This window comes from Psychrobacter cryohalolentis K5 (assembly GCF_000013905.1).
In the GTDB taxonomy this organism is placed as follows: Bacteria; Pseudomonadota; Gammaproteobacteria; order Pseudomonadales; family Moraxellaceae; genus Psychrobacter; species Psychrobacter cryohalolentis.
Genome location: NC_007969.1, coordinates 1,249,752 through 1,265,163, shown reverse-complemented (window position 1 = coordinate 1,265,163; position 15,412 = coordinate 1,249,752). Strand labels below are relative to the sequence as shown.

The 15,412-nt window shown below is 41.5% G+C and carries 6 protein-coding genes; 4 read left to right on the top strand and 2 right to left on the bottom strand.

Going from position 1 to position 15,412, the window contains the following annotated elements:
- Window positions 1–94: 94 nt before the first annotated feature.
- Window positions 95–1,837, bottom strand: coding sequence for a 2-oxo acid dehydrogenase subunit E2 (locus PCRYO_RS05415; RefSeq protein WP_011513388.1), 1,743 nt, complete (start codon window positions 1,835–1,837; stop codon window positions 95–97).
- A 22-nt stretch (window positions 1,838–1,859) separates the two neighbouring features.
- On the bottom strand, window positions 1,860–4,673 hold the full coding sequence (gene aceE, locus PCRYO_RS05410; protein WP_011513387.1) for a pyruvate dehydrogenase (acetyl-transferring), homodimeric type: 2,814 nt from the start codon (window positions 4,671–4,673) through the stop codon (window positions 1,860–1,862).
- Window positions 4,674–5,260: 587 nt separating this feature from the next.
- Here aceE and PCRYO_RS05405 point away from each other — a divergent pair.
- The 4 genes from PCRYO_RS05405 (at window position 5,261) to PCRYO_RS05390 (ending at window position 15,199) form a co-directional block, all read left to right on the top strand.
- Complete coding sequence (locus PCRYO_RS05405; RefSeq protein ID WP_011513386.1) at window positions 5,261–6,913, top strand: hypothetical protein; 1,653 nt, start codon at window positions 5,261–5,263, stop codon at window positions 6,911–6,913.
- Window positions 6,914–7,185: 272 nt separating this feature from the next.
- The gene (locus PCRYO_RS05400; protein ID WP_011513385.1) at window positions 7,186–7,650 is read left to right on the top strand and encodes a hypothetical protein; all 465 of its coding nucleotides are present in this window, start codon (window positions 7,186–7,188) and stop codon (window positions 7,648–7,650) included.
- 74 nt (window positions 7,651–7,724) lie between these two features.
- Window positions 7,725–9,776 (top strand): hypothetical protein, encoded by a 2,052-nt coding sequence (locus PCRYO_RS05395; protein WP_011513384.1) that lies wholly within the window; start codon window positions 7,725–7,727, stop codon window positions 9,774–9,776.
- A 149-nt stretch (window positions 9,777–9,925) separates the two neighbouring features.
- The gene (locus tag PCRYO_RS05390; RefSeq protein WP_011513383.1) at window positions 9,926–15,199 is read left to right on the top strand and encodes a DUF11 domain-containing protein; all 5,274 of its coding nucleotides are present in this window, start codon (window positions 9,926–9,928) and stop codon (window positions 15,197–15,199) included.
- Window positions 15,200–15,412: the final 213 nt, after the last annotated feature.

The following is a 15,412-nucleotide window of genomic DNA, read 5'->3' as shown; positions in this document are numbered from 1 at the left end:
GTTATTTATCTATATTCTAATCAAATAACAGAGATAAAAAAAGACCATCCGCAGATAGTCTTTCTTTTATATAAAATTTAAATAAGAATAAAACCTATAGCAAAATACGGCGCGGGTCAGCAAGCAATGTTGCGACATAACGCGTGAATACTGCCGCATCAGCCCCATTAATCACACGATGATCATATGATAATGACAATGGCAACATCAAGCGCGGCTCAAAAGTTTGCTTGGCAGCATTCCATTTCGGTTGCATAGTCGCTTCTGATGCCCCCAAAATACCAACTTGTGGCCAGTTTACCAATGGCGTAAACGCCGTACCACCTAAGATACCTTGACTTGAGATGGTAAAGCTTGCGCCTTGCAAGTCTTTAGTACTTAGCTTTTTATCACGGGCTTTGATGGCCAATTCGCCGATTTCAATCGCAATTTGCTTGATACCTTTTTCGTGAGCATTTTTAATCACTGGCACGATTAAGCCATCATCTGTTGCTACTGCAATCCCCATATTTACGCTTTTACGTAGGATGACTTGGGTATTGTCGTCACTTAAATGACTGTTAAAACGTGGATGCTGGGTCAATGCATAAGCCGTTGCTTTGACAATAAAGGCCAAAATTGTCAGTCCAACACCTTCAGCTTTCATACTGCCTTTAAGCTCACTACGCAGCTGCTCTGTCTCAGTGATATCAGACAAATCAAACTGCGTCACCTGTGGCAAGTAAGTGTTGTAATTCAGCTGTGGAATCGACACCTTTTGCAAGCGAGTTAAGTCTTGGGTTTCTGTTTCGCCCCAAATTTCAACATTACTCATATCAGGTAAGCTTGGTAAGCTGGCTCTAGATACACCGGCTCCAGTAGCGGGTGCAGCTTGTTTTGTCGTCAAGCTTTGCTTCACATGAGCAAACAAATCTTCTTTTAAGATACGTGCATTCAGTGCTGAACCTGTTACTTGGCTAATATCCACACCCAACTGACGGGCAAGTTTACGCACGGCGGGACCAGCATAGACATCAACCATTTTTTCATTGACTTGTGCTTCGGTCAGCTTATTACCTGTACTGCTTTTTGCAGTAGTACTAGCAACTTGTTTAGGCTCAGTCGTAGCTTGTTTAGCAGCTTCCTGACTTGAATCAGTCTTTTGCTCGCTCACTGCTGGTTTTGAATCTTGCGATTGAGCAACTGGTGCTTTGGCTTCACTCGTAGCATTAGCATTGTCTGAGCTTTGACCAATGATGACAATAAAGTCTTGCCCATTGGCAACCATATCGCCTACTTGTATCAGTATTTTCTCAACTTTGCCGGCTTGTGGCGCTGGTACTTCAACCGACGCTTTATCTGACTCGATTAGCAAGATAGACTGATCAGCAGTGACCATATCGCCAACACTGACCATAATCTCAGATACTTGCGCTTCATCGACGCCTAAATCTGGGAGCGCATGCGTGGTCGCTGTTGCTTCTTGCTCAACAGGTTGATCAGTATTTGACTCAACGGCTACCTTATCGCTCTGCTCTTCTTTTTGCGGTTCTTCTTGCTCAGTATCAAGAGATTTCTCTTGAGTGTCAGCAGCAGGTGTTTGTACGCTTTGACTTTCATCTTGACTATTAGTCTCGCTTTCAAGCTCGATTAGCACCATACCTTCACTGACTTGATCACCAATCGCAACACTGATTTTAGTCACTTTACCAGCAGCAGAGCTTGGCACTTCGACCGAAGCCTTGTCTGACTCAAGTAAAATAATATTATCATCTTTTGCAATGACATCACCAACTGCAACCATAATTTCACTGACTTCGGCGCTATCGACACCCAAATCGGGGGCTTTAATGTCCATTTTTCATTTCCTTGTCTTATGGTTATTTTTCTTCGACATCATCATTATTAAGTAAGGTTGCATCGGCTTGATCTTCGGCGCGACCTTCACTGCTGATTTCATCATCATCTTCAGCGACAAATTCAGGTACAGGAATCGGATTGATGTTGCCAGGTGCTGGAGCGTCTGGAGAATAGTCATAATATGGCTGTTGTTGCCATGCAGGCGGATGATCGATATCAATATTTAAGCTAGAGATCGCGTCTTTAACCAGACGCATTTCTACTTCGCCTTCATCAGCCAAGCGTTTTAGGGTAGCAACAACAATATGGGCGGCATCAACGTTGAAGAAACTACGCAGATTTTCGCGGGTATCAGAGCGACCATAACCATCAGTACCTAGTGTGGTATATGGGCGGCTATCTGGCAACCAAGCACGGATCTGTTCTGAATAGTTGCGCATATAATCCGTTGCGGCAACGACCACACCTTCGTGCGGTGCAAGCTGTTCAGTAATCCATGGCACGCGCTCTTCATCCATTGGATGTAGACGATTATAGTCATCACACGCCATACCATCACGTGTCAACTCATTAAAGCTGGTCACACTCCAGACGTTCGATGTGATATTAAACTCGTCTTTTAAGATACGTGCCGCTTTTTGCACTTCACGTAAAATAACACCAGAACCTAACAGCTGAACTTGCGCAGAACCATTATCTTCTAGCAGATACATACCACGTTTGATGCCTTCTTCAACGCCTTCTGGCATTGCAGGTTGCTCATAGTTCTCATTCATCACGGTGAGATAGTAATAAATACGCTCACCTTCAGCATACATGCGGCGTAAACCATCATGCATAATCACTGCCAACTCATAACCAAAGCACGGATCATAGCTCACACAGTTAGGAACGACGTTGAATAAAATTTGCGAATGACCATCTTGATGCTGCAAGCCTTCACCATTTAACGTCGTGCGACCTGCCGTAGCACCCAATAAGAAACCCTGTGCTTGACAATCACCTGCCGCCCAAGCCAAATCACCAATGCGTTGGAAACCGAACATAGAGTAGTAGATGTACATCGGAATCATCGGTAGCGCATTCACTGAATAACTGGTTGCCAGCGCAATCCACGCACTCATTGCACCCGCTTCGTTGATACCTTCTTCTAACATATGACCATCGATGGCTTCTTTATAACCCATCAAGGCTTCACTGTCTTCAGGTGTATACTTTTGACCAACGGCAGAGTAAATACCTAATTGACGGAACATACCTTCTAAACCAAAGGTACGCGCTTCATCAGGTACGATAGGTACAACGCGATCTTGGATGTCTTTGTTCTTTAGCATTGCTGATAATAGGCGCACAAACACCATGGTGGTTGATTGTTCTTTACCGTTACTACCTTTTAAAACACGATCAAAGATAGATAAATCAGGGATATTCAAAGGAATATGACCACTACGGCGATTTGGCAAATGGCCACCCAAGGCTTCGCGGCGACCTTTTAGATACTTCATCTCTGCTGAGTCTTCAGCTGGACGGTAGAACGGAAGCGTTTCTAACTGCTCATCAGTAAATGGTAAGTCAAAACGGTCACGGAAGTATACCAATGCTTCTTGATCAAGCTTCTTGACTTGATGCGATTTGTTAACCGCTTGGGTGGTGGATAGACCATAGCCTTTGACCGTCTTCACTAAAATAACCGTCGGCTGACCTTTGGTTTTCATGGCTTCACTAAACGCGGCATAAACCTTCATCGGATCATGACCACCACGGTTCAGACGTGAAATATCTTCATCCGTTAAGGCATCTGCCATCTCTTTTAATTCAGGATACTTATTAAAGAAATGCTCACGGGTAAATTTGGCATCGCGCGCTTCATATAGCTGATACTCACCGTCGACTGTCTCTTCCATACGGTGTTTAAGGACACCGGTATCATCATTAGCAAGCAGACTGTCCCAGTTACCGCCCCAAACCACTTTAATCACTCGCCAGCCTGCACCGCGAAACACGGATTCAAGTTCTTGAATAATTTTACCATTACCACGAACAGGACCATCGAGGCGCTGCAGGTTACAGTTAACGACCCAAATCAGGTTATCCAGCTTTTCACGACCAGCAAGAGAGATAGCACCTAAGCTTTCTGGCTCATCTGTTTCACCATCACCTAAGAACGCCCAAATCTTACGACCTTCTGACTCTAGCAGTTTGCGGTTTTCCATATAGCGATGTACATGGGCATGGTAGATTGACATGATAGGACCTAAGCCCATCGAAACCGTTGGGAACTGCCAATAGTCCGGCATCAAATAAGGATGTGGATAGCTTGATAACCCTTTACCACCGACTTCACGGCGGAAATTATCCAACTGATCTTCAGTCAAGCGACCTTCTAGATAAGAACGGGCATACATACCTGGCGCTGAGTGACCTTGATAGTAAATCATATCGCCGCCGAAATGATCGCTGGCAGCACGGAAGAAATGGTTAAAACCAGTTTCATATAGCGTCGCACTAGAAGCAAATGAGGCTAAATGACCGCCCAAATCGTCATCGTTTTTATTGGCGCGCATCACCATTGCCAAAGCATTGTAGCGAATCAAGGCGCGAATCTTGCGCTCGATCGTCAAGTCACCTGGGTACATCGGCTCATCTTCAACGGCGATGGTATTGATATAGGCCGTATCTAAACGGTTAAAGGGCAGGCCTTCTTGCACCCCCATATTATATAAGGCTTTTAATAAGAACTGCGCGCGATCTTTATCAGCATGCTTAATCACAGACTCAAAAGCTTGCAGCCATTCCTGCGTTTCGCTGCTATCAGCATCCTTGTAATAATTCATCTTCTCTAATCCTTTTTTATCAGTCATCCCTACACGGTGGCAGGGTATTATTAAATCACAGAGTTATACATATTTTCGTAAGCAAACGATTTACCTAATGCCTTCCTTGCTGCATCTCGTCATTCCATTATATGTCTTGGCTATTACAGACCAGTGCTAATAATCAGCAACTGTAGCTTGGCATGGGGTTCAAACAGACATCGTAGTAAAAGTAAACGACAGCCGATATGCGACTTTCATCATCAAATGATATTGACGCTCTATTATAGGGGTTTATTCACGTATTGTTTATAGCTATAGAGAAATGCCAATATGACAAGTATTTTTAAAATAAATAGTGATTATGTTTTTTGAGATATTTGGGAGGTTTGTTGGGAAATTCTTTCTAATGAGTGATAAATATAATATTCAGCAGAAATATATGTATTTCGTCATACTAAATCTGCCATTCATCCGTTTTCTAGGAAATTTACAAAATTATTGCTTAATATGATGAATTACGTAATATACACAGATTTTTGGTTATGTTTATCGTGCGTATTTACATAAATAGTTGTTTGTGAATATCAGTTTATAGGGATAGCAATATGTATCAGACTCAGCGCTTCGTAAATGTAATAGTTTCACAATTATTTGGTGAATATATATATCGAATGTTGGCGTTGATGACAGCGATGATTTTTCTTACGATCAGCAATTCATCATTCGCACTTGCACCTAACCCTGGAGCTAACCTAGCATGCCCAGCTAGCTCAACTAAGGGAATATTCGATAACAGCAACTACACTAAGCTCAAAGAGAGTTTTGACACAAATACTTATCAGCCTATGACAAGTACGTCAAGTTTGTCTATTCCATTGAAAATCAAAATGACTATTGAAGATATCAACGTTAATACTTCTGGTAATAATACTACGATCACAGGAACTAGCGCCAATCCGGCTATGGATATTAATAGAAATTTCAAAGATCTAACATCTCGTTCTGATATCACTTTAGATTTTCAAAACACTGGGAATAGTGACTCTCTTTATTTAAATAATGTTGCCATAAGCGCGTTTGATATTGATAAAAGCATAGGCAGCAATAAGACAGGTTGGGATGATTTAGTCAGCATCACTGGCATAACCCGAAACAACACTAAGATTAAAGGGACTTTTCAAAGACTATCTGGATCCAGTGTCATTGAGCTGGCAAATGGGCTTCAGACCTCTTCTACAAATGCATCATTTAACTGCACTGCTGCTCTTGATACAAATTGTCAAGGATCTGTCTTATTTAGCGAGGATATCAGATCGGTCACTTTTAGCTACACTAATACTAATAATGTAACTACTCCTACAAGTCAAAGGTTTCAGTTTCGAGTAGATAGCTACTGCTACACGCCACAATATACTTTCTCAGGTATTGTTTTTAACGATAATGGTGGTATCACAGATGCTAATGCTACTAACGCCAATATTACAACAGGTCCTTATGCTAATAACGCTAATTACTTTAACGGTATATTCGATAGCGCTACACCTAATGCTGAAGCTGGTATTCCTAGTAGTACTGTTGAGCTTACTCACTGTACAAATGGATCTGTTTATGGTTCGCAATTGGTTGATGGTAGCACACCTACTATCGGTCAATATAAGATAAATGTTCCTATTACTACCATCAGTGGCAATACCAATAATCTCTGTTTAGTAGAAAAAAATAATAATACCGGTAATGTCTATACTATCCGTACCAATAGTAATAAGAAAGTGATTGCATTTGCAAATACCACTTACCATTATCCAGATAATAACTTCGGTAAAGTCATCGCAGCAAACGTAGCACTGGTTCTAAAAAAGGCCCAGTACATCAATAACTGTCCTACTACACTCAACTATACTGACCCTGCTATCAATACTTCAGGCAATAACGATCCTAGAGTAGGATTTAGCTCTGCAAGCATCAACGATCTTGTGCCAGGACAATGTATTGCTTATAGAATTACCGCCACCAATCGTGCAAATATCGTGATCAGCGATTTTGTGATGCGAGATGTGCTGCAGAAAAAAGGGGTAAACGGCGCTCAAGTCACATCAGTACTTGCCAACCCACCACTTTCAACCACTGATTATAACGCTGCCGAGAATCCAGCTATTGGAGCAAATGGTGAAGTCAAAACCAGAACCCTTACCATCAATGCAAGAAACAATCGCGTTTTTTACTTCAATACCAAATATGGCACCACAGCAAATCCTTAGTCATAGTTTTCTCTTGCATTATTCTCAACACTGAAAATTCTGCCTTTTTCAACAAAAGCCCTATCTTGAAAGACGGGGCTTCTACCGTTTAGTCACTTCAAAATGCCGTTTGTCTTATTTATAGTGAAATTTTGTATTTAGTTTGTGACAATAGCCTTAAGAAAAAATTTGATGTTACCTAAACTTTTATATATTACTGATTGCGATTTTTGAATCATATAAGATGACATTTAAGTCTCATTAATAACAATACTGTAAACAAGGAATACTATATGAAAGGTTTTAACATTTTACGTACTGCCTTATTAGCCAGTTTAGCATCGGTATTTTTGTTAAATACAGCTTATGCAGATGAAGCTCTAAAAATGGAGCTAACCGCTAACAAGGTCGTTAAAAATAGTGAAGGTAAAATTAGTTACTTACCAGTTCGGACTGCACCTAAGGGCACTGTGATTCAGTACAAAGCAACTTATAGCAATACCATCAATGAAAATATCAATGACTTAGCAGTTACCCTGCCCATTCCAGCTAATATGACTTTTAATGGTGAGGTATCTCCCGCTAGCGCCCAAGGCAGTATCGATGGCAAGAACTATGCTGATATGCCACTGATGCGCAAAGTCGATGGCAAAATGGTAAAAATTCCTTTTTCTGAATACCGTACCTTACGTTGGAATATCAAGTTATTACCCGCCAATAAATCTGCAGCCGTAGCCCTTAATACCATCGTTGACTAAGACAGTCATTCTTGAAAATACATTGGTTACTATTTTGAACGTAACTTCTAGAACTTTTTAATTCGGAGCTTTATATGAAATCAAGCACTTTTAATTACAGCTTATTAGCCATTGGCGTCGCTGCTATACTAGGTATGAGCACGACTGTTAATGCAGTAGAGACGTCTAAAACATCAACGAGCGTAGAGATTACTAACAAAGCTACCGCTAGCTATAATGTGAGTGGTCAGGCTCAACCAGAAGTCGAATCTAACACAGTAAAAATAACGGTAACAGAGCAAACATCATTCTCATTGGTTCCTGCTGTCACTAATACTGGAAAAGAAGTAGCGCCTAATGGGTTTGTTCAGTTTACGCATACTTTGACCAACACGGGTAACCGCACTGATAACTATGCTATCACGACGCCAACAGCTCCTGCCGGTTATGATACGGCCAACTCTACTGTCTCGTATAAGATATATAACGAGCTTAATGTAGAAGATACAACTCGTACTACAGATAATGCGCCCTATGGTGCCTCTAGTGGCAGAGTTTTTCCTCTTGAAAAAGGGCATTATATTGTACTTGTTATTAATGCCAAAACCACTGGTAACAAAGGTGGTGAAACCAAACCACTAGAAATCTCTGCGGTTAGTTCACTTTTAGGTACAGATAAAACACTCATCAATACTGACACCTCTTTTACAAGGCTTCCTACCTTTAGTATCGTTAAGACGATTATTAATGGCTTAGACCTCAATAATCTTGATAATGATACAGCTACTTATAGAGTTGTAGTCACCAACGATGGCAACACTGCATTTACGGCTGATGCTACTGATATTGCTATTGCAGATATTCTACCAGATGGTCTGGTAATGGCAGAGGCACTAACACTAGCTAATATCAAAACCAGTTCTACTGCGACTAAAGGCACTATCGATCCCATTAATACGGGTGCTGTAGGTACTAGTGGCTTTAACATTACTGGTATCAATATCCCAGTAGGGCAAAACATAACTATTGAATTTAAAGTCAAAAAAGGGACAGGCACACTTACTCCTGCAACAGCTATCAATCACGTGACAGTGACTGATGACTTGGATAACAATCCTAATACTGATAATACGCTTATCGATAGTACAGACACTAGTAGAGAACAAAATGTTGGTGCGTTCTATCCTACTACCGAGATTAATAACCTCAACGGTCAGCGACCAGCTAACCCAGGTGATGACTCAACACTGCCACTATCCTCAGCAACTATTCAGCGAGCTCTAACACTAACTGGTTCAACTTTCAGAGAGATTTCACCGACTTCAGGTACTCTCGGTCAAGTGAAACATCAAACGGTCATCACCAACACTGGTAAAGACGTCGAGGGCATTAAAGCTGAGGAATTAACTTTTACTATCAATGACAATGACGGTAACCTGCCAGACCAAATTAATATAGTTCCTAATAGCGTCACTGTCACTTATTATCCAAATGGCAACGACACCACAACACCAACAGTAGTGGATAAAACTATTACCGCGGTCGATGGTGTCTATGATCTCTTTTCTGCTTTACCTAATGGTATAGCCCCTAATGGTACTGTCACTATTAAATATAACGTGTCATCAGCCAATGCAAAAATATTTACACCAATAAACTCTACCACTCCTACATTCGAAGAAACTGTGGTCACCTTGATTCCAGGTAAGGAAGGCGCGCCTCAATCGGTTTCAGTCACCGATAGAACAACTGTTCGCGGTTTAACATTGCTGAAAACCCAAGCGATAAATGCAGATTGTGTGGGTACACCTCCTGCTGCGAATTTTGTCAGTACTGACATTAAAGACGTTTCGCCTGGCCAATGTATTGTTTATAAGGTCCAAGCGAAAAATACTTCTTCTGCTGATACGACCTCTCCTACAGGCATAGGTTTTGATATTAAAAATATCGTTATCTCAGATGCATTTTCTAACTTCTCAAATGAGGCTGACTATGTAGCGAATTCTGTAGAGACTACTAATGGCACAACATCTGATACTGGAACTGCCATTACTAATAATATTGATATGTTAGCGCCTCAAGCAACTGAAACCATGCAATTTAAAGTAAAAGTCAAAACTGCTAGGGTAGTTACTCCTACGCCATAATTGTATTTTGAGCTTAAGATTATCAACTTAAACTGAACTTTTAACTCTATAAGTATCTACGGGTACTTATAAAGACTTTCCCTAGCTTGTAATTTACTTAAGCTAGGGGAGTTTTACCCCCCCATCTTGTTTTATTGGATAAGCAACATATGACTCTATCTGTAATGACACCGTCTAATCGTATCGCATTGTGTACAGCGAAGATCTCTGCGCTGTCATTGGCAATGTTGCTTATGCAATCAAATATAGCCTTAGCAGCGCCTAACCCTCTGCTACAATCCATCAAAAATACTGCTGAATCCAGTTATATTATTAGTAACGGTACTAACTTTAATCTAAATAGCACTTCTAACCAAGTGAGTGTTGAATCGTCTGCTTTTCCTCAATATGGTATTAGCCTAACTTCACCGCCAACAAAGACTATCGCCCCTGGCTTGACCGTTAGTTGGAAAAACCTTCTAACCAATACCAGTTACAGTGATCAGACTATCGATTTGAGCCTGACTATACCTAATAGTTTATCGAACATAAAACTCTATCAAGACTTGAATAACGACGGACGCTTCGATGATGGTGTTGATAAAGAGATTAAGTTAAATAACAATTTAACCGCTCAGATTGCTTTAGGACAAAGCGAGAGCATTGAGCTTACTATACAAGCATTATCTGATACCAATGCTAAAGCCGATGATACTGCTAGCATCCAGCTTGGTGCTGCTGTTGTCGAAGACCCTTCTATTACCGCTTTAGTGAGTGACGAGCTAATCATCGTTGAAACACGTCTCGATTTTATGCTTTATTCATGGGATGGCTATAGAAGAACATCGCAGGTGGGTGAAAATATCTATCTTGAAGCCAGCTGTGCTAAATGTAATGTTCAAGATAATAAACGCGATCAAGTATGGATAACCATTACTTCTTCTAAGACTGGCGATACATATTCACTCAAAGCTCTCGAGACTGGCGACAATACTGGAAAGTTTCGCATCGAAGTACCAACAGAAAATAACGCCAATACCATTAATGACGATATCATTCAGACGCTAGAAGGTGCTAATTTAGTTGCTAAGCTGGATGCTTATATCGACTCACAGGGTATAAGCCAAAAAATTACAGAAAATATTAGTACCAACATTGCCATCGTTAATGATATCCCAACCCTGCAAGTTACCAAAGAAGGTGATGTCAAAACTGCCTCACTCGGTGATTATGTTAATTATACGATTAATATCAAAAATGATGGTACCAGTACGGCTTATAACGTTGAATTAAAAGACGCTTTACCGCGCGGCTTCGACTACGTTGGTGGTAGTGTGAGCATTGACAAAGCACAAACCACTGAGTTTAAAACCGATGGCAAATATCAAGTTTTAAGTCTGGGGAATATGGATGCCAAAACTAGTAAAGATATTACTTATCGCGTATTAGTTGGTTCATCAGCATTAGGCGGTGACGGCATTAACCGTGCGACTGCTATTGCCAAAACTGAGCAAGATCAAAGCCTCGTATCAAGAGAAGCCCAGTGGAAAGTAGAAGTCGATCGCGGTGTTATGAATACAGACGGCATCATCGTTGGTAAGGTCTACCACGATATCAACCGCGATGGCATTCAGCAAAAACAAAATGGTGAGCTTGGTGTTGCTGGCGTGCGTATCTATATGGAAAACGGTAACTTTGCTGTCACTGATCCTGAAGGTAAATATAACTTTTATGGTATTAGTGCTAAAACCCACGTCCTAAAAGTTGACCGCACTACTATTCCAAACGCCACAGAACTGGTCACTCAAAGCAATCGTAATGCTGGCGATGCAGGTAGCCGTTTCGTTGACCTAAAATATGGCGAGTTACATCGTGCCGATTTCGGCATCGTTGGCGGTATGGCGGACAGTACTGAACGCTTAAACGCAGAGCTTGTTGCGCGTAGCAAAAGTATCGGTGCCAAAAACGATCGCTTAGAGCAAGCAGTTAAAAGCGAGCTAACTTTAGATCCTGACTATAACCGCGACAATAAAGACAATATCAATGCCAGCGGCTGTAAATCTAACGATGTTTTAGATGCAGGCATTCAATGCGATTCAGCCATCGTCAATGAAATGGTCAACCCATCTGCCAATCGCGTTGAGATGGCAATTACTAAAATTGCACCTCCTGTAGAAAAAGAGTTAGAAGAATACCTTAAAGAAGTGGCAACTAATAATGTCTCTTTCATTAATTTGAGTGAAGGTCAGCAGCTCAGCACTTATAAACAAATGGTACAGGTACAAGCCCCACTGGGCTCTATTTTCACTCTATATGCCAACGGTAAAGCCATATCAAGAGAACAAATCGGTAAAACGGCTGAACAACAAAAGCAAAATGTCACTGCATTTGATTATTACGCAGTCGATTTAAAGCGTGGCACTAATACTTTACGCGGTGTCGCAACCGACGTGAATGGCAAAGTTATCTCTGAGCAAACTATCAAGGTATTAACACCGGATATTTTACAATCTATTAGTTATCGTACCCAAAAACAACTGGTGGCAGCAGACGGCGTCAGCGATTATCAAATCGTTATCAGTCTAAAAGATCGTGATGGTCGTCCTTATATAGCATCAACTCCTATCACCATTGATACCAATATTGGTCGTATCAACTTGGCAGACAGCAGTAAAGACCAAGCCGGCACGCAAGTTACTGTCAATGGTGGTGAGCTATTGATCTCCGTGACTGCGCCAAGCGTACCCGGTAAAGGTGAGATGATCATCGATACAGGCAGCAATAAGCAAGTAATTCCGCTACAGTTTACGGCTCAATTGCGTCCATTAATAGCTGTTGGTATCGTTGAAGGCGCGATAGCGCTCAAAGACTTTGATGGTAGTAATATCACTGACGCACAAGGTGCATTTGAAAAAGAATTACGCGAAATAGCCGGTAACGATGATTACTCAGCGACGGGTCGTGCGGCAATGTTCTTAAAAGGCAAAGTACGCGGTGATTATCTATTAACGCTTGCTTATGACAGCGACAAAAAAGGCGAGCGCCTGTTCCGTGATATCGAGCCGGGCGAATACTATCCAGTTTACGGCGACTCATCAGCCAAAGGTTTTGATGCGCAATCGACGAGCAAGCTATATGTACGTCTAGATAAAGGTCGCTCATTTGCCATGTATGGCGACTTAAAGACTCAAATTGACAACGATGAAGGTATTAAGCTCGGTCAATACAATCGTACACTGACTGGTGTCAAAGCCCAGTTTGAAGATAGCAACACGCGTATTACTGCTTTTGCCGCTGAAACAAGCACCTCACAGCGTGTCAATGAAACTCGTGGTTTGGGCATTTCAGGTCCTTACCCGCTTGCTAATGATTTTGATGCAGTATTAGAAAATTCAGAAACTATAGAAGTAATCACCCGTGATGCTAATAATCCTGGACGTATTGTGCGCCGTGAGACCTTGACGCGCTTTGCTGATTATGAAATTGATCCTATTAGCCGTAGCTTATATCTAAAATCACCGATTGCTAGCCAAGATATCGATGGCAACCCTATCTACCTACGCGTTACTGTCGAAGTTGATGAAGGTGGTGAGAAATATTGGGTAGGTGGCGTCGCTGCTAAACGACAATTGACTGATAAAATTGCCATCGGTGGCAGCTATATTAATAGTGATGATCCACTTAATAAAGAAGAGCTTGCTAGCGTTAATACTGTGGTTAAACTTAATGACAAGCTAAAACTGGTCGCAGAATATGCCAAAAACAAAGCTGAGAATCCAAATTTCGAGCCAAGCAATCAGATCAATGCGGACAAACTAACAGGCGATAATGCTGAGGGTGACGCTCTACGTATCGAGCTTGACTATGATAATAAAAAACATACCCGTGCAAAAGCCTATCATAACGATACCGATATCGGTTTTGTCACTGGCGCGTCACCACAAACTGCTGGTCGTACCGAATCTGGCATCGAAATCATCCACACTTTAAACGAGAAAAAGACTGCGCTTAAACTTGAAGGCGTACGCACAGAAGATCATATTACTGATGCAAGTACTGAAGGCGTACAGGCCAGTATCGAACAGCGTTTAAGCAAAAATATCGTTGGTGAAATTGGTGTACGCTACTATAAACAAGAAGCAGCAGCCTCACGTAATATCCAAGCAGCAACAGATGTGGTGGATATTACTAATGATACTTTTGCAAATGATGACATCATTAATCAATCTGCGCTAAGCAACGTCAGCAACACTGAAAAAGATATCGAAGGCACCACTGCCCGCGCCCGTCTAACCGCGCGTTTGCCAAAGCTAAATAACTCATTGGTATTTGCTGAGTATGAGCAAGATATTGAACACAGCTCACGTAACGCAACCTCTATCGGCGGTGAAACAGCACTGGGTAATTTAGGTCGACTTTATGCTCGCCATGATTTAATCAATAGCTTGTCTGGCAGCTATGGTTTAGACGATTCTGAGGAGCGTCAACGCACTGTTGTCGGCTTTGATGCCACTTATATGAAAGATGGCAAGGTTTATAGTGAATACCGTATGCGTGATGCCATCAGTGCTCGCGAAGCGGAAGCTGCCATTGGTCTAAAGAATAAATGGTATGTGCAAAAAGGTTTGACGCTTAATACTTTACTCGAGCGTGTCGAATCTTTAGAGGGTGAGAAAGACAGTACCTCAACTGCAGCAGGTTTTGGCGTTGAATACCTTGCTAACGAAAATTACAAAGCATCAGGGCGCCTAGAAAAACGCTGGGGCGATACCAGTGACACCTTATTAGGTAGTGCTGGCGTTGCCTATCGCTATAACGATGAAGTGACTTTATTAGCCAAAGATATTTATTCAAAAGTTGATTATGACGATGGTCATCGGACTATCAATCGCTTTCAACTTGGTGCTGCCTATCGCGACTACGATAGCAATCAGCTTGATATGCTGGCCAAGCTTGAATATCGCTTAGATGATAATGCCACTGGTGATGACCCTTATCAAAAGGATGCTATTGTCTGGTCATGGAGCGGTAACTACCATCCAACGCGACCATTAACATTATCAGGTCACTATGCAGGTAAATATACCGAATACGATGCTCAAGGTATCGCAAGTGACAATACCGCTCATGCTTTGTATGCTCGTGGCTTATATGATATTAGCGAGCGCTGGGATATTGGTTTACAAGCAGGTACTTATTGGAATAAGCAAGCAAATGACCTAGCCTATTTAGTTGGCGCTGAAGTTGGCTATAATCCAATGAACAATTTATGGTTATCGCTTGGTTATAACTTCATGGGCTTTGAAGATGAAGACATCGCTTATGACGATACTACCATCGAGGGCGCTTACTTTAGACTACGCTTCAAGTTTGATGAAGATCTATTTAAGCGTGAAGACCCACGTAAAAATAAACGTGCAGCACCTGTATCCTCTACATTATAAGACGGTCAATTAAAAAGGCACCATCTTGAATGACGTTTTTCTGGAATCGTTTTTCCTTATTCACATGCACTAAAGCAAGATAAAGACTTTGACATCTTATTCCAATAGCACTATATTTTTGAAGTAAATTGACTATAGCATTTGATAAGCGATAAAATCAGTCTCAAAATTGCCAGCACCGATACTTATCAGCTTACTACAAGGTTTTCGCGT